General features: G+C 48.7%; 15 protein-coding genes and 1 other RNA gene. 15 read left to right on the forward strand and 1 reads right to left on the reverse strand.

Features of this window, described 5'->3' with window-relative positions; all coding sequences use genetic code 11:
* Window positions 1–55: 55 nt before the first annotated feature.
* Complete coding sequence (locus tag HII30_RS19335) at window positions 56–1,210, reverse strand: S8 family peptidase (protein ID WP_169506685.1); 1,155 nt, start codon at window positions 1,208–1,210, stop codon at window positions 56–58.
* A gap of 363 nt (window positions 1,211–1,573) precedes the next feature.
* Here HII30_RS19335 and rpoE point away from each other — a divergent pair, with 363 nt between their 5' ends.
* The 15 genes from rpoE to HII30_RS19410 all read left to right on the forward strand — a co-directional run bounded on the left by rpoE (window position 1,574) and on the right by HII30_RS19410 (window position 16,489).
* A complete protein-coding gene (gene rpoE / locus HII30_RS19340; protein WP_169506686.1) occupies window positions 1,574–2,134 on the forward strand; it encodes a DNA-directed RNA polymerase subunit delta in 561 nt (186 codons plus the stop codon).
* A 339-nt stretch (window positions 2,135–2,473) separates the two neighbouring features.
* On the forward strand, window positions 2,474–4,075 hold the full coding sequence (gene pyrG / locus HII30_RS19345; protein ID WP_169506687.1) for a CTP synthase: 1,602 nt from the start codon (window positions 2,474–2,476) through the stop codon (window positions 4,073–4,075).
* A gap of 232 nt (window positions 4,076–4,307) precedes the next feature.
* Window positions 4,308–4,682, forward strand: a complete 375-nt coding sequence (locus HII30_RS19350) for a response regulator (RefSeq protein ID WP_169506688.1) — start codon at window positions 4,308–4,310, stop codon at window positions 4,680–4,682.
* A 169-nt stretch (window positions 4,683–4,851) separates the two neighbouring features.
* Window positions 4,852–5,706, forward strand: coding sequence for a class II fructose-1,6-bisphosphate aldolase (gene fba / locus HII30_RS19355; RefSeq protein ID WP_169506689.1), 855 nt, complete (start codon window positions 4,852–4,854; stop codon window positions 5,704–5,706).
* Window positions 5,707–5,867: 161 nt separating this feature from the next.
* Window positions 5,868–7,121, forward strand: coding sequence for a UDP-N-acetylglucosamine 1-carboxyvinyltransferase (locus HII30_RS19360; protein ID WP_169506690.1), 1,254 nt, complete (start codon window positions 5,868–5,870; stop codon window positions 7,119–7,121).
* Between the two features lie 164 nt (window positions 7,122–7,285).
* Window positions 7,286–8,623: a transcription termination factor Rho gene (gene rho, locus HII30_RS19365; protein ID WP_169506691.1), complete on the forward strand. Its 1,338-nt coding sequence runs from the start codon at window positions 7,286–7,288 to the stop codon at window positions 8,621–8,623.
* Between the two features lie 43 nt (window positions 8,624–8,666).
* Window positions 8,667–9,944 (forward strand): radical SAM family protein, encoded by a 1,278-nt coding sequence (locus HII30_RS19370; RefSeq protein ID WP_169506692.1) that lies wholly within the window; start codon window positions 8,667–8,669, stop codon window positions 9,942–9,944.
* A 204-nt stretch (window positions 9,945–10,148) separates the two neighbouring features.
* Complete coding sequence (gene rpmE / locus HII30_RS19375) at window positions 10,149–10,346, forward strand: 50S ribosomal protein L31 (protein ID WP_006207505.1); 198 nt, start codon at window positions 10,149–10,151, stop codon at window positions 10,344–10,346.
* Window positions 10,347–10,652: 306 nt separating this feature from the next.
* Window positions 10,653–12,512: a rhamnogalacturonan lyase gene (locus HII30_RS19380; RefSeq protein WP_169506693.1), complete on the forward strand. Its 1,860-nt coding sequence runs from the start codon at window positions 10,653–10,655 to the stop codon at window positions 12,510–12,512.
* Window positions 12,513–12,590: 78 nt separating this feature from the next.
* Window positions 12,591–12,857, forward strand: an RNA gene (ffs, locus tag HII30_RS19385) — signal recognition particle sRNA large type.
* A gap of 202 nt (window positions 12,858–13,059) precedes the next feature.
* On the forward strand, window positions 13,060–14,778 hold the full coding sequence (gene dnaX / locus HII30_RS19390) for a DNA polymerase III subunit gamma/tau (RefSeq protein WP_169506694.1): 1,719 nt from the start codon (window positions 13,060–13,062) through the stop codon (window positions 14,776–14,778).
* Window positions 14,779–14,830: 52 nt separating this feature from the next.
* Window positions 14,831–15,142 (forward strand): YbaB/EbfC family nucleoid-associated protein, encoded by a 312-nt coding sequence (locus tag HII30_RS19395; protein WP_169506695.1) that lies wholly within the window; start codon window positions 14,831–14,833, stop codon window positions 15,140–15,142.
* Between the two features lie 29 nt (window positions 15,143–15,171).
* A complete protein-coding gene (gene recR / locus HII30_RS19400; RefSeq protein ID WP_169506696.1) occupies window positions 15,172–15,768 on the forward strand; it encodes a recombination mediator RecR in 597 nt (198 codons plus the stop codon).
* A 151-nt stretch (window positions 15,769–15,919) separates the two neighbouring features.
* A complete protein-coding gene (locus HII30_RS19405; protein WP_169506697.1) occupies window positions 15,920–16,201 on the forward strand; it encodes a DUF2508 family protein in 282 nt (93 codons plus the stop codon).
* A 24-nt stretch (window positions 16,202–16,225) separates the two neighbouring features.
* Entirely contained in the window at window positions 16,226–16,489 is a 264-nt protein-coding gene (locus HII30_RS19410; protein ID WP_169506698.1) for a pro-sigmaK processing inhibitor BofA family protein, read from the forward strand.
* Window positions 16,490–16,814: the final 325 nt, after the last annotated feature.

The following is a 16,814-nucleotide window of genomic DNA, read 5'->3' on the forward strand; positions in this document are numbered from 1 at the left end:
AATCAGTCTTCTCAACACCATAACAGCCGTCTCATCCAATTGAGACGGCTGTTTTTTATCCGGATGATTTCATGCCTTCCCGAAGAAATTTCAGTGTATTGATTTCACCGTCCGTCAGCGAGGCCGTTCTGCGCAGGCGGATCGGGACGGATGTTTTTTGCAGCAGTGTTTTAATGACAGCTGGCTTTAGACCGGGCTTTTGCGCGAGCAGCAGAGCAATGGTGCCGCTCACATGAGAGGTGGCCATGGAGGTGCCGCTCATTTCGTGGTACTTGCCATGCAGCCAGGCAGAAACAATCTTGTCTCCGGGGGCGTAAACATCCACGTATTGTCCCCGATTGCTGAATGGAGCGATTTTACGTTTGCGGTCTGTCGCGCCTACAGATATCGTCTGGGAGTAGCGGGCAGGGTAATCGACAGAACGGCGCTTTCCATCATTGCCTGAGGAGGCGACAATGACCACACCGGACTGATAAGCTTTGCTGACGATATCTAACAGTGCACGGCTTCGGGTCTGCATACCGAAACTCATATTGATGATCTCCATACCGCTCCGCACGCACCAATCGATACCGGCAACAATATCCGACACGTACGCGGAACCGTTCGCATCAAAAGCTTTCACAGGGAACACGGCGGATCTCGGCGCAACGCCGATCATACCCCGGGTGCTGTTCGCAGCGGCAATGGTGCCGGAGATATGGGTGCCGTGTCCGTTGTCGTCAAAAGGAGGCAATCCCCGGTGCACCAGATTGATTCCCCGATGAAGGGACTGCTGCAGATCCGGGTGACTGAAATCGACACCCGTGTCGATGACACCGATCTTGACCCGGTGTCCGGTAGAGATCGACCAAGCCTGCGGAGCCTTGATTTCCTTAACTCCCCAGGGTATACCCGGACCTGATCCCATATTTCCCGGTACGGCGCTGATGCGGACTACCTCATCTTCTTCGACCGTCATATCATGCTTGAACTCCGCCTCCAGCAGCTGCGTGAAGCGGGCCGGGGCGATCATAGAGCTGCTCAGTGAGACATAATCCACCATGTCAGCGGTGACGGAGGCTGACTGCGTAACCATGTTCAACGCCTGTACGCAGTTCTGGAAAAGCCCGGGGTCATGAAACGTCAGGATTCGCCGTTCTTCTCCCTGCAGTCTCCGGACAGGATGGACGTCCATAAGCAGAGATTGCATGACTCGGGTGTAGTTCATGCTTGGCACCCCCCCTTTCGGATGAACCATTGCTGAAGTATTGTATGAACAGCAGGGGGGGCCCGAATGGGAGATTGCCCTTTTTCCGGGAAATAGGCCTGATTGTCGTGTCAAAGGCAGGGCGGCTACATAAGATAGGTGTAGAGAACATGATGTTCTCTCACAAATCCAGCAAGGAGTTCATCCTTGGGGCGGATACAGTCGGAAGGCGAGGAGATCATCTTCGCCTTTTTCCATGTCTGGATTTACGGTTTTAAAAACTTGATTTTTAACAGCAAATAGGTTTTACTTAGTTTTGATAATGGATATGTTGAATATCAAGACGGTGCAAATTGAAGATTGCATGAGAGGAAGTGAACGTTAGTGAGTAATACCATTCATTTAAAAATCGATCCTGAGAAGATCCAGGAAATCCCGATGGTTGACCTGGCTTTTATGGTTCTGAAAGCGGCCAATACACCTTACTATTACCGTGATCTGATGAACGAGGTGGCCAAGCTCCGCGGCTTCACAGAGGAAGAAATTAACGAAACGATTGCCCAATTATATACAGAGATTAACATTGACGGTCGTTTTGCGTGCGTGGGTACGAATCTATGGGGCCTTAAACGGTGGTATCCGCTGGAGCGTTCTGATGATCCGGTAGCGAATGCGAAGCGTCCACGCATCATCAATGATGAAGATGACGATGATGATGATTTCACGGAAGAAGAAGATACTTACACCGGTGATGATGCAGACGAGGATTATGATAACGCCGAAGAAGACGAGGATCATGATGACGAGCTGTACGACGATGATGACGACAGTGACGAAGAAGTCGATGAAGAGGTCGAGATCGACGACGAGGATATGGACGATGACGACGCCGAGGACGAGGAGTCTGAGGACGACGATGACGCTGAGGATGACGACGACCTCTAGGATTTCCTGAGGATTACGAACAATTTGATGCAGCTCGTAATTTGAATGATTTATGCCCCTTCCGTCTCTTGACAAGGAGAGCAGCCACAGAGTAAACTATTGCTTGGGCTTATGATTGAGGTTTAAATAAGTGAGATATGAAAGTGCCCCGTACTGCGGGTCACTTTTTTTGTTTTTTAAGAGATTTTATACTATACGAACCGGTCGGCTCGCTTTGATATTCAAAAGCGGGCACCGTTTATTTTTATGTCCTTTTGATGATGAATCACGGGGATTAGGGTTACTATAAACATCATATGTCGCCTGATTTTTTCGAAATTATTTAGGAGGGTTTTTACTGTGACAAAGTATATTTTCGTAACAGGCGGGGTTGTTTCTTCCTTGGGTAAAGGAATTACGGCGGCCTCGCTCGGCAGACTGCTGAAGAATAGAGGGCTGAAGGTCACGATTCAGAAATTCGATCCTTATATTAACATAGACCCGGGTACGATGAGCCCTTACCAGCATGGTGAGGTATTTGTTACGGATGACGGCGCAGAGACGGACCTTGACCTCGGTCACTATGAGCGCTTTATCGACATCAACCTGTCGAAGAACAGCAACGTCACAACCGGTAAAGTATATTCCTCCGTTATTAGTAAGGAACGGCGCGGAGAATATTTGGGCGGCACCGTTCAGGTTATTCCTCATATTACGAATGAAATCAAGGAGCGCGTATTCCGCGCCGGGCGTGAAGCGGGATCCGACGTTGTTATCACGGAAATCGGCGGCACTGTAGGCGATATCGAAAGCCTTCCGTTTCTTGAGGCCATCCGTCAGATCAAGAGCGAGGTAGGCCGTGATAACGTGATGTACATTCATGTTACGCTGATCCCTTACATTAAAGCAGCCGGTGAAGTTAAAACCAAGCCGACACAGCATAGTGTTAAAGAGCTTCGCAGCATCGGTATCCAGCCGAATGTCATAGTGTGCCGTACCGAATATGAGCTTTCTACAGAGATGAAAGCGAAGATCGCCCTGTTTTGTGATATTGATCCGAACGCAGTTGTGGAATGCCGGGATGCTTCTACCTTGTATGAGGTGCCGCTGAACCTTCGTGAGGAAGGCCTGGACGACATTGTGGTCAATCATCTGAAACTGGATACGCCTGAGCCAGATATGACGGAATGGGAAGCGTTGGTAGATCGGGTATCCAAGCTGGAGAAGACCGTTGAAATTGCCATTGTCGGCAAATATGTCGCACTGCATGATGCTTACCTCAGTGTCGTTGAATCCCTGTCTCATGCTGGTTTTGACGCCAATGCAGAGGTGAAACTCCGTTGGGTCAATGCGGAAGAAATTACGAACGAGAACGTTGAAGAGATGCTGGGCGGCATCGGCGGCATTCTGGTTCCGGGCGGCTTCGGCGATCGGGGGATCGAAGGTAAGATTACAGCGATTCGATATGCCCGTGAGAAGAATGTCCCGTTCTTTGGTATTTGCCTTGGCATGCAGGTGTCGGTCATTGAGTATGCTCGTTCCATGGCAGGCCTGGATGGTGCGAACAGCTCCGAGATTAATCCGTCAACGGATTATCCGGTGATCGACCTTCTTCCGGAGCAAAAGGATATCGAGGATCTTGGCGGCACGATGCGCCTGGGACTGTACCCTTGCAAGCTGGTTCCGGGATCTTTGGCGGAAGCCTGCTATAACGATGAACTGGTATACGAGCGTCACCGTCACCGGTATGAATTTAACAATCAATACCGGGAAACGATGGAAAAAGCCGGGTTCCGCTTCTCCGGTACATCTCCGGACGGAAGATTGGTTGAAATTGTTGAATTGCCGGAGCATCCATGGTTCCTGGCCGTTCAGTTCCATCCCGAGTTTACATCCCGTCCTAACCGTCCGCAGCCGTTGTTCCGCGAGTTTGTTAAAGCTTCTTTGAAGCATCAAGCCTAAACATCCAGCCTCCCTGTACAGGGAGGCTTTTTTGTGTCTAACCATGTCACCGCTGCGCTAACGTTTGCACTAAGGCCTTGATAAAAAAACCATGAAAAGATTCGATTTTTCAGGTATTTTTTGGTTATTATGCAGGAATTACGAACCGGTGGGCGAATACAGTTAAAGGCTAATACTTGGAAATGAAATGGAATGTTGATGTACACTTGATTGAGGATGGGAAGGGTGTTTCATGAATAAGCATAAGGTTCTAATCGTAGATGATCAGAACGGAATTCGCATACTGTTAATGGAAGTGTTCAGCAGCGAGGGATATGAAACCTTTCAGGCGGCGAACGGCCGAATTGCTCTCGACATTGTAAGAAACCATGTGCCGGATTTAGTCCTGCTGGACATGAAGATTCCCGGGATGGATGGACTTGAAATCCTGAAGCACATCAAGCAGATGAATCCGGATATTAAAGTGATCATGATGACGGCGTACGGAGAGCTGGATATGATTAAAGAGGCTACCGATTTAGGTGCATTGATGCATTTTACGAAGCCATTTGACATCGACGAAATGAGACTGGCTGTCAACATGCAGCTCCAGAGCAAAGCGATATAGCATCTTAGACTTCAATTCTGCCCAAGCGGAATTGTTTTTTTTATCGGCAGCCTGTGCAGGGCGATTTTCAGAATTTGAATATTTAGTATTTATCCTTCCTTGTGGTATAATACTAATCGTATGAGAACGTCGGCTATATACTAGATATACCACAATAGGAGGATGAACCATGCCATTAGTATCGATGAAAGACATGCTTAACAAAGCCCTGCAGGATAAATATGCGGTGGGTCAGTACAACATTAACAACCTGGAATGGACTCATGCAATTCTTGAAGCAGCAGAAGAAGAAAAGTCCCCGGTTATTCTTGGCGTATCTGAAGGGGCAGCACGCTATATGGGCGGTTTCAACACCGTCGTTAAGATGGTTCAAGGCCTTATCGAAGATCTGAAAATTACAGTTCCGGTTGCCATTCATCTTGATCATGGCTCCAGTGTAGAGAAGTGCAAGGCTGCAATTGATGCCGGCTTTACTTCGGTCATGATCGATGATTCCCATAGCCCGATCGAAACCAATATCGCTACAACCAAAGAAGTTGTGGAATATGCGCATGCCAAAGGCGTTTCTGTAGAAGCGGAAGTCGGTATGGTTGGCGGACAGGAAGATGACGTGATCGGTGACGTGATGTACGCGAAGCTGGACGACTGCGTACGTATCGTAAACGAAACAGGCATCGACACCCTGGCTCCTGCGCTGGGATCTGTTCACGGTCCTTACAAAGGTGAGCCAAATCTCGGCTTCAAAGAGATGGAAGAAATCCGCAATGCGGTTAGCCTTCCACTGGTTCTTCATGGTGGTACAGGCATCCCGACCAATGACATTAAGAAAGCTATCTCCCTGGGAACTTCCAAAATCAATGTGAACACAGAGAACCAGATCTCATTCACAAAGACAGTGCGTGAAGTGCTGAATGATAAGCAGGAAGCTTATGATCCGCGTGTGTTCCTGAAACCAGGCCGTGAAGCGATCAAGCAAACGGTTATCGGTAAAATGCGCGAATTTGGATCCAGCAACCAGGCTTAATGCATTTTTTTAGCCAGACAGCGGCGGCTCTTGAGAGCCGCCCGCTTTCATAGCATCTTTATGGAATACACACCGCTTGCCGGTGTTTTTCCATTTTATTAAGAAGTGGTTAAATATCAGACCCATTCTGCAGCAAGTGATTTAGGGGGACCCTTAAGCATATGGAAAAATTGATGATCAGCGGTGGACGCCCGCTGCAGGGCACTGTAACCATCAGTGGTGCCAAAAACAGCGCGATTGCCTTGATTCCTGCCGCCATCCTGGCGGAAAGTGAAGTGATATTGGATAACCTGCCTCTTCTAAGCGATGTAGCTGTGTATGCCGAAATATTGGAGTCCTTAGGCGGACAAGTCTCCTGGGACGGCCATCAAATGAAGATAAACCCTTCTGAAATTAAATCCATACCTATGCCGAACGGCTCTGTCAAGAAGCTTAGAGCTTCTTATTATATGATGGGTGCCATGCTGGGACGTTTTAAGGAAGCAGTGATCGGCCTGCCGGGCGGCTGTAATTTCGAGCCTCGTCCGATTGACCAGCACATTAAAGGTTTCGAAGCGCTGGGCGCAACAGTCACGAATGAACATGGTGCCATCCATCTGCATGCCAAGGAGCTGCGGGGCGCCAAAATCTATCTGGATGTCAGCAGCGTCGGAGCTACGATTAATATTATGCTGGCGGCTGCCAAAGCCAAAGGCTCAACCATTATCGAAAATGCGGCAAAAGAGCCTGAAATTATAGATGTTGCAACACTTTTGAACTCCATGGGCGCCATCATTAAGGGTGCTGGTACGGAGACCATACGGATTGAGGGTGTGACCTCCATGCGAGGCTGCAGACACTCCATTATTCCCGACCGAATTCAGGCGGGGACGTATATGATCGCTGCCGCGGCTACACGCGGTGATGTTGTGATTGACAATGTGATACCCAAACACTTGGAAGCACTGACTGCGAAGATGATTGAGATGGGCGTAGGCATTGAAGAGCGTGACGAGAGCATTCGGGTCATCGGTAAAGACCGGTATGAGCATGTTGATGTTAAAGCGCTTGTCTATCCCGGATTTCCGACAGATCTTCAATCTCCTATGACCAGTCTGCTGACACAAGCAGATGGCGTGAGTGTACTTAGTGATTTTATATACAGCAGCCGGTTCAAGCATGTGCCGGAATTGGTTCGGATGGGCGCAAAAATCCGGGTTGAGGGACGCTCTGCTATTGTGGAGGGTTCCAAGCTGAATGCAGCGAAGGTAAAAGCAGCAGATCTTCGGGCAGGAGCGGCCTTGGTAATTGCGGGATTGACGGTGCAGGAAGGCGTAACCGAAGTAACGGGTGTCGAGTTCATTGACCGCGGCTATGACCATTTGGTCACCAATCTGCGGATGCTCGGTGCCGATGTATGGCGTGAAACGGAGTAAGGAATGAGCCCAGGCCCATTTTAAAGAGAAACCTGCATATCTCTCTTTGAAATGGGTAATCCTTATCTAGTGATGCCATCATAGAACATCATAGAACGAATAGAATGATAGTTAAATACGGCACCCGATCTTAAGAGAATCAAAATGGAATAGGTGGTAATGGAATGGATCTACAGATTTCCGATTTGGAAGGAATGAAGCTAACCGATCTTTACAAGCTCGCGAAGAAATATCAAATTCCGTACTATGGAACACTGAAGAAAAAGGAATTGATCTTTGCTATTCTCCGGGCACAGGCTGAACAAAGCGGCCTGATGTTCATGGAAGGTGTGCTCGAGGTACTTCCGGAAGGCTATGGCTTTTTAAGGCCAATCAATTATCTTCCAAGCACAGAAGATATTTATATCTCCGCATCCCAAATTCGAAAATTTGATTTGAGAACAGGAGATCTGGTATCTGGTAAATGCCGGACACCGAAAGAAAATGAACGTTATTTCGGACTGCTCCAGGTGAATGCGGTGAACGGAGAGAACCCTTCGATCGCGTCAGAACGACTGCATTTTCCTGCGCTAACTCCTCTTTACCCGCAAGATAAGCTGGTTTTAGAAACGTCCCCTACTCATTTGTCTACCCGGATTATGGATCTGCTTGCTCCTGTAGGACTTGGACAGCGCGGATTGATCGTCGCTCCGCCGAAAGCAGGGAAAACACTCCTCCTGAAAGAATTAGCCAACAGTATTTCAACTAACCATCCCGACATTGAACTGTTTGTACTCCTGATTGATGAACGGCCTGAAGAAGTGACAGATATGCAGCGCTCGGTTAAGGGTGAAGTGGTTGCTTCCACGTTCGATGAACTTCCAGAGAATCATATCAAGGTGGCTGAGCTTGTTCTGCAGAGGGCCCTGCGGCTGGTAGAGCATAAAAAAGATGTAGTTATCCTGCTGGACAGCATCACACGTCTCGCGCGTGCCTATAATCTGGTCGTTCCGCCTTCAGGACGTACGCTCAGCGGCGGTATCGATCCTGCAGCATTCCACCGTCCCAAGCGGTTTTTTGGCTCGGCACGGAATGTGGAAGAAGGCGGCAGCCTGACGATTCTGGCTACAGCTCTGGTGGATACCGGATCACGGATGGACGATATCATTTATGAGGAATTCAAGGGAACCGGCAACATGGAGCTTCATCTGGACCGTAAGTTTGCAGAGCGCCGCATTTTCCCGGCCATCGATATAAGGCGTTCGGGTACCCGCCGTGAAGAGGTGCTTCTCAGCAAGGAAGAGCTCGATACGATCTGGGCAATTCGCAAGACCATGAATGACTCGGCTGATTTTGTAGAAGGGTTCCTCAAAAAAATGCGCGACAGCAAGACCAATGCGGAATTCCTGGCCTCATTTGACGTTAGTGCGGCAGGCAGCCAATCCAGCGGAAGCTCTGCATCAGGCACGAGCGCACCAAGGCGCTCATCCCGTCCTTCTGCAGCCTCAGCGTCTCAAAGCTGATCTGTCGTACGCGCAGAATTTACTTATAGAATAGGAGACCGACATGTATTTGGTTTACGCAGATGAACAGGGTAATGTCTATGACCATGACGAACTGTTCGGACTTGCCCGCAGCGGCGATATGTATGTTGAAATATTGGAAGATGAATTGATTCCACTGCCGGAGGGGGCAACGCTTGTCGGGCTTCCTAACACCCGTGCGATCGGAATGGACAGCAATACAGGAGAGATGAAGGCACTTCCTTCAGGACAGACGGCTGTTGGAGCACTGCTGCCGCAGGGTTATACCCGCCTTTGTATACCGGGCTATGTGAAGAGTGACAAGGAGTATAAGCTTCCGCTGTTCGGATACTCTGCGGTAGTGTGGAAAGATGGAGCTTTTTACACAGCAGCCCGTTTAAGTGATGATCCGGAGAAGTGGAATCCACTGAATTGTGATGTGTCCGAACTGGAACTGGGTGTCAAAAAATTGACGGAGAAGTATCCCGAAAATCGGCTGTATCAGCATCTCTCTAACTGTGCATTGGGATACGAATGCCTGACGGCTTCCAACACGTTTCTCAACCGTTGGGAAGGCGCAGTGCCGGTGTCTTATTCCTGCAATGCAGGATGTTTTGGCTGTATCTCGGAACAGCCGGATGACAGCGGTTTTGTTGCTCCCCAGACCCGTATGGATTTCCGTCCCCGCAGTGATGAATTGGTTCAAATTATGCTGGAGCATCTTAAAACACCTGAATCCATTATCAGTTTCGGTCAGGGCTGTGAAGGTGAACCCTCCACCCAGGCCAAAATCATTATTGAGGCGATGCGAGAGGTCCGGTCCATCACAGAGCAGGGTTACATTAATATCAATACGAATGCCGGCTTGACAGATCACATTCGTGGTATTGTAGATGCCGGACTGGATTTAATGCGTGTTAGTACCATCAGCGCATTGGATGATCATTACAACGCATACTACAAACCGCGGGGCTATAATCTGGCGAATGTGGAGAAGTCTTTGAAGTATGCCACAGATCAAGGCGTATATACGTCCATTAACTACCTCATATTTCCGGGTGTAACAGACCGGGAAGAAGAGGTGGAAGCCATGGTTGAGTTTGCACGCCGTACCGGTCTGCGTCTCATTCAGCTGCGCAACCTGAACATTGATCCGGAAAGTTACCTGGGACTGATTCCTCCGGCACGCGGTGAAGTGCTTGGCATGAAGCAGACGATTGAGATTTTTCAAGAGGAGCTGCCGGATGTCGTTATCGGTTCCTTCACACACGTGCCGCCAGAAGGCTTGCGCCGTCCCAAGCGAAGAATTACCACAACGTAAATGAATAACCTGAGCAGCTGGAGGAGAGGACTTACAGATACAGGGTGCAGGGTCATCCTTGTGACCACCTGACAATCTGCTGCAACCTTATGGGCTTCACACTAGGCTATTGCGTAATTGTAAGACACGTGCTATACTTCGTTTATATGTCCATTTTACTCTGGGTCCGCATGAGGCTCAGGGCGGAAAGAAGGTGAAAGTCTAATGAAACAAGATATTCAACCGAAATATCATGTTACCACGGTAACTTGCGCTTGCGGTAATACGTTCGAAACAGGTTCTGTTAAGCCTGACCTTCGCGTAGAGATCTGCTCCAACTGTCATCCATTCTTCACAGGTAAGCAGAAGTTCCTGGATGCGGGTGGCCGTGTCGATAGATTTAAGAAGAAATACGGTATTTAATGATCAGCGGTTGTTCCCCGGAAAGATATTTCCGTCAGGGACAGCCGCTTTTATTTTATCTCAATCCTGAAACAGGCGTTCAAAGCATGCCTGCTTTTTTGTGTTTTAGAATAATATCTGATTTTTGAACAAACATATCGAAAAAATAGATGTATATTTTCTAAAAGTAAATTTATTCTAAAAATGACAATAGAAGAAGACTCCAAGTGTCTTAAACGAACGGTACTCATTCCTTAGAAAGGAGGCTTCACTCGAAAATCTTATATTTTAGTGTAAGCGCTATTTTAGTTAAAGGAGGAAAAAATTATGTGTTTATTACGATTGGATTTTCGTAAAAGCATTGCTTTATTGTTGATTGTCTCCCTAATCCTGAGTGTGCTCCCGGCATCTTCTGCAGAGGCAGCCAGCCCTCGTCAGGCTGAGAAGCTAAGCCGCGGGGTGGTAGCCGTCAAGGTATCCGGAGGCGTATTTGTCAGCTGGAGGCTGCTGGGAACAGAGGACTTGTCCGTTTCTTTCAATTTGTACCGAAATGGAACGAAGGTCAATAGTAATCCGATTACAGGCAGCACGAACTATTTGGACCCTTCCGGCGTTCAATCCTCTGTCTACACAGTACGTGCCATCGTGAACGGTTCAGAACAGGCGGCGTCTCCTTCCGCTGGTGTCTGGGGTAATCAATATTTGGATGTGCCGATACAGCGTCCGGCAGGCGGTACGACACCTGATGGAGTTAGTTACACTTATAGTGCTAACGATGCCAGCGTGGGTGATGTCGACGGAGATGGTAATTACGAGATTATTCTAAAATGGGATCCGTCCAATTCCAAAGATAACTCACAAAGCGGGTACACCGGTAATGTTTATGTGGATGCTTACAGGCTTGATGGAACACGGCTCTGGCGCATTGACTTAGGACGCAACATCCGGGCAGGAGCGCATTATACCCAATTCCTCGTCTATGATTTTGACGGTGACGGGAAAGCAGAGGTAGTAATGAAAACCGCTGACGGCACTAAAGATGGTACAGGTGTCGTTATCGGCAGCGCCTCGGCAGATCACCGGAACAGCAGCGGTTATATACTGACCGGGCCGGAATATTTGACCGTATTTTCAGGTCAGACAGGAAAAGCGCTGTCCACCATTGATTATGTACCGGCAAGAGGAACGGTTTCCAGCTGGGGTGACAATTATGGTAACCGGGTCGATCGTTTTCTGGCTGGAGTTGCTTATGTAGACGGGGTGCGTCCAAGCATTATTATGGCTCGCGGTTACTATACCCGAACGGTCGTAGTCGCCTTTGACTGGCGGAACGGAAGCCTCACCAGAAGGTGGACATTTGACAGTAACAGTTCTACGAATACAGGGACGGCCGGGCAGGGCAATCACAGCCTGAGTGTAGCGGATGTAGATGACGATGGAAAAGACGAGATTGTATACGGTGCTCTTACGATTGATGATAATGGCTCTAAGCTGTATAACACGAGTCTGGGTCACGGTGATGCGCTCCATGTCAGTGATCTCAATCCAGGACGTGCCGGCCTGGAAGTCTTCAAAGTAATGGAAGAGACCAGCTCGCCTTACGGTGCTGCTGTCTGGGATGCGAAGACAGGATCGATCTTGTGGGGAGTGCATACAGGCCAGGATACAGGTCGTGGTATGGCTGCCGATATTGATCCCACCTATCCCGGCGCAGAGGTTTGGGCCTCAGGCAGCGTCGGCCTTTATTCCATTACAGGAACCAAGATCAGCAGCAGCACCCCTTCTGTGAATTTCGGGATATGGTGGGACGGCGATCTGTCGCGTGAACTGTTAGACGGCATTAAGATCGATAAATGGAACCATACCACAAAACAGTCTGCGAGAATTTTGACAGGCTCAGGCGTCGAGTCCAATAATAGTACGAAGGCCAATCCTTCGCTGCAGGCGGACCTGCTGGGCGATTGGCGCGAGGAAGTCATTTGGAAAAAATCAGACAACACGGGACTGCGAATATATACAACGGTTGACCTGACCAGCACGAAAATTCATACCCTAATGCATGATCCGGTCTATCGGCTGTCAGTCGCTTGGCAGAATGTGGCCTATAATCAACCGCCGCATACGGGCTACTTTTTAGGTAACGGTATGGGGTCATCCCCAAAACCAAATATTTATACCACTCCTTAATTTCAGTGTAAGAACAAAAGATTTGCAATTATTGCCGTCAGTTGCATTTTGGACAACCATACGATATACTTAATTTCGCCGTGCTAGACGGGGAGGTAGCGGTGCCCTGTAACTCGCAATCCGCTGTAGCGAGGTTGAATTCCTGTTAGAGGTATTGCCGATGTGAGGCTGGTCCCTGCGTTCGACGTTGACGGCTGGGTCCTCCGCAATGAGCACCTGTGAACCTGGTCAGGTCCGGAAGGAAGCAGCCATAAGCAGGTCCGCTTTTGTGCCGGAGGGCAGCCTAGCCCGAGTTGCTGCTCAGGATTGCCGCTCGGATCGCAATTATCAATAACAGGTGCACGGTATACATACCATGACACCAAGCATTTCTGTCGATGAGACAGGAGTGCTTTTTTTTATACCCTTTGTCCTGCATTTTCGGGATCAAACGTTTTGCCGGGGTAGGGAAATTAGGTTAGAATGTAGTATAATGAATAAAGGGTATGCAGGGATACAGCGGCCTGCACACCGTAGAAAGCTGAAGTTGAAAGAGGGTTAAGCGTCAGTGGAACATATTGCGTTATACCGAGCCTGGAGACCTCAGTCCTTTCAGGATATGGTGGGACAGCAGCATATTATCCAGACCCTGCAAAATGCGATCCGCGAACAGCGGGTCTCCCATGCCTATTTGTTCAGCGGCCCGCGGGGAACAGGGAAAACCAGTGCCGCCAAAATTCTGGCGAAAGCCGTGAATTGTGAGAACGGACCGTCACAGGAACCATGCAATCAATGTGAGGCCTGCCGGCGGATTACATCGGGTGCGGTGATGGACGTTCAGGAGATTGATGCGGCATCCAACCGTGGTGTCGAAGAAATCAGGGATTTGCGGGAGAAGGTAAAATACGCTCCTACCGAGGTCCGGCGAAAAGTTTATATTATTGATGAAGTACACATGCTTACGACGGAAGCGTTTAACGCCCTGCTCAAAACATTGGAGGAACCGCCGGAGCATGTCATGTTTATACTGGCTACTACAGAGCCTCATAAGCTTCCGGCCACGATTATTTCACGCTGTCAGCGTTTTGATTTCAGGCGTGTGTCCCTGGAGGAACAGCGGGACCGTCTTGCCCGGATTTGTGAGGAAGAGGGGATTACCGCAGATGCAGAAGCGCTGCAATATATCGCCCGCCTGTCGGACGGTGGAATGCGTGATGCGCTGAGTATTTTGGATCAGATCGCTTCTTTTACCGGCGGCAATGTTTCCTATCAGCAGGTCATGGAGATGACCGGAGGAATGGCTTCCGAGCAGTTCGGACGTCTGGCAGGTGCGATCAGGCAGGGAGATGCAGGAGCGGTGCTGCAGATCGTAGAGCAGATGATGCAGGAAGGGAAAAGTGCAGATAAATGCATGGAGAACCTGCTGTATTATTTCCGGGATCTGCTGATGATCAAAATGGTCCCTCAAGCGGATAAGCTGACAGACCGCATCTTGAATCCCTCGGATTTCAAGGGCATGGCAGATGATTTTTCCAAGGAAGAGCTATTCTCCATGATTGATACATTAAATCATTACCAGAGTGACATGAAGTATGCCTCACAGCCTCAAACCTTGTTTGAAGTGGCTCTGCTGAAGCTATGCAGCAGCTCTGAAGTTGGGCAGAAGACGGGTACAGCCAGCGCAGCGGATTCTGCTGAAGTCGGCCGTTTGAAGGAGCAGCTGGCAGCTATCGAGAAGAAACTCGAGAAAATTATGCAAAATGGTCTTCCAGGCGGCTCGGGCGACGGCCGTGAAGGAGCGAAGCCTGCTGTCCGGGCACCTGCTCCGAGAGCATCATCGGCGGCCAAAAAGCCGCAGCATATGGAACAGTATGTAGCGTCCCGAACGAGTGAAGGCTTTACCGTTGTTCAGCGGCAGTGGTCTCAAATTCTCCAGAACGTGAAGGATGAGAAGGTGACCGTACATGCATGGTTTATGGATGGCGAACCGGTTTCGGTCTGGGAGGACAATATTCTTGTCGCTTTCAAAAACAACATTCACCGCGAAACGACGGAGAAACCTGCGAATAAGCAGGTCATCGAAGGGGTTTTTGGATCTTTGCTGGGCAAGCCGTACCGGCTGGTCACGATGATGCTCCGGGACTGGAACGATGCTGTTGAAGGTACGGGGAATCCCCAGGCGGAGGAGCTCAAGCTGGAGCATGAAGAAGCAGAGTCCAAAGAAACGCCTTGGATTGATGAGGCGATCCAGTTGTTTGGTGAAGACCTTGTCGTCATAAAAGATTAATCTGTCATAAAAAATAGCACAAGGGTGCATTCCATTAAAGGAGATGAAGAAGATGAATAACATGAACCAAATGATGAAGCAAGTGAAAAAAATGCAGGAACAGATGATGAAAGCCCAGGAGGAACTGGCTGGAAAAACGGTAGAAGGTACTTCAGGCGGCGGTGTCGTTACTGTAACGGTATCGGGCCACAAGCAAATTCAATCCATCAACATCAAACCTGAAGCCGTAGACCCGGATGACGTTGAAATGCTGCAGGATCTCATTCTTACTGCGGTAAATGATGCACTTGCCAAAGCGGAAGAGCTGGCTAACAGCGATATGGGTAAATTTACAGGCGGAATGAAAATCCCAGGCTTGTTTTAATTCATAGGCGAAAAGGAGTCGTTGCGACTTTGTATTATCCCGAACCGATCGCCAAGTTGATTGATGCGTTTACCAGATTGCCGGGTGTGGGGCCGAAGACGGCCGCCCGCCTGGCTTTTCATGTGCTGAATATGAAAGAAGATGATGTGATTGATTTCGCCAAAGCGCTCGTCAGCGTAAAGCGAAATCTGCATTACTGCTCGATTTGCTGCAATATTACGGATACGGATCCTTGCCGAATCTGCCAGGACAAGAGCCGGGATGCGTCTGTCATCTGTGTGGTTCAAGATTCAAGAGACCTGGTGGCGATGGAGCGGACGAAGGAATTTGACGGGTATTACCACGTTCTTCATGGAGCGATCTCTCCTATGGAGGGAATTGGACCTGATGAAATCCGGTTGAAGGAACTGCTCACCCGACTGAGTGACGAAAGAGTCCAAGAGCTCATCCTTGCGACGAACCCGAACATTGAAGGTGAAGCTACGGCGATGTATATATCGAGGCTGGTGCGTCCTTTTGAGATGAAGGTTACCCGTATAGCTGCTGGACTGCCGGTAGGCGGAGATCTGGAATATGCGGATGAAGTGACGTTGTCCAAGGCGCTCGAAGGCAGAAGAGAGCTGTAACAGTAACATCTTATATGTGGATGAATGAAGGAGCCCAAGGGCTCCTTTTTATTTTTACGGATATGGAGGTTTGGAGTTCTAAGTTTGTCCTCTTCCCGATATGTATGGTACAGGCAGTTGATCTGTGAAAGTAGACGGGAGGAGCAAACATATGTGGTGGAATAAAATAACCAAAGGTGCTGAGCGCACCGTTTCCGCAGAGGAAGAGAACAAAATGTGGGAGGCTTACCTGGATGTTCGCAGCTCTCAGATGGAATGGGAGAGGGCGCATCTTCTGTTTCAAGAAGCTTCAGGGCAGGACCAGATCGATTACGCGATCTACATGCTGGAGGCAGCTGAACGTAAATACCAAATGAATCTGAAGCAGGCCAAGCAGATGAATTTGAATGGAGCCGAGATGTACAAACGAGAGGTCAAACGGGAGCATGCATAAAACTGACCGAAGGGATGTAGAACAATGAAATGGTTCGTGACGTGTATATTTCTGATATCTCTGCTCATGCTGCTCATCACTGTATTTAAGAAGAAGCTCGGAATCAGCTGGCTGACATGGTTTGGCTCACATCTGGCACTATCTGCGATGGCCATTTATATTATCAACTTTTCTGGCCTGATCTCAGAAGTTTATATTCCTTTAAATCCAATGACCGTAGGAACGGTAATGATGCTGGGCCTGCCCGGTATAGCCGTGTTGATTGGGTTAAAATTAACTTTAATATAAGGTTGACGACAAGGAAAAGATTATGGTACATTAATCTTCGCCCGTTTGGTGGGTTGCTGCTTCAATACAGGTTAAGAAAAAATGATTTAAAAGTTTTTCGAAAAAGTTCTTGACCTAAAGCAAGCTAGTGTGATATATTATTAAAGTCGCCGCTGAGAGATTGGCGGTCACGAAAAATGAGAATTTGATCTTTGAAAACTGAACAACGAGTGAGTTAAACCGATCTTGCTTTTAGCAAGATCAAACATGAGATAGCAATATCTCGTCAGTTTTGAAATGAGCTTTTAAACTCATCGGTCGGATATTTTCTCGGAGTCATTCGGGA

The sequence above is a fragment of the Paenibacillus lemnae genome (assembly GCF_012933385.1).
Lineage (GTDB): Bacteria > Bacillota > Bacilli > Paenibacillales > Paenibacillaceae > Paenibacillus_AQ > Paenibacillus_AQ lemnae.

Coding starts and splice junctions, on each gene's coding strand:
- HII30_RS19380 (WP_169506693.1), top strand. CDS start 10,653: ATGTGTTTATTACGATTGGATTTTCGTAAAAGCATTGCTTTATTGTTG.
- HII30_RS19395 (WP_169506695.1), top strand. CDS start 14,831: ATGAATAACATGAACCAAATGATGAAGCAAGTGAAAAAAATGCAGGAA.
- HII30_RS19350 (WP_169506688.1), top strand. CDS start 4,308: ATGAATAAGCATAAGGTTCTAATCGTAGATGATCAGAACGGAATTCGC.
- HII30_RS19405 (WP_169506697.1), top strand. CDS start 15,920: ATGTGGTGGAATAAAATAACCAAAGGTGCTGAGCGCACCGTTTCCGCA.
- HII30_RS19360 (WP_169506690.1), top strand. CDS start 5,868: ATGGAAAAATTGATGATCAGCGGTGGACGCCCGCTGCAGGGCACTGTA.
- HII30_RS19370 (WP_169506692.1), top strand. CDS start 8,667: ATGTATTTGGTTTACGCAGATGAACAGGGTAATGTCTATGACCATGAC.
- fba (WP_169506689.1), top strand. CDS start 4,852: ATGCCATTAGTATCGATGAAAGACATGCTTAACAAAGCCCTGCAGGAT.
- rpmE (WP_006207505.1), top strand. CDS start 10,149: ATGAAACAAGATATTCAACCGAAATATCATGTTACCACGGTAACTTGC.
- HII30_RS19410 (WP_169506698.1), top strand. CDS start 16,226: ATGAAATGGTTCGTGACGTGTATATTTCTGATATCTCTGCTCATGCTG.
- HII30_RS19335 (WP_169506685.1), bottom strand. CDS start 1,210: ATGAACTACACCCGAGTCATGCAATCTCTGCTTATGGACGTCCATCCT.
- rho (WP_169506691.1), top strand. CDS start 7,286: ATGGATCTACAGATTTCCGATTTGGAAGGAATGAAGCTAACCGATCTT.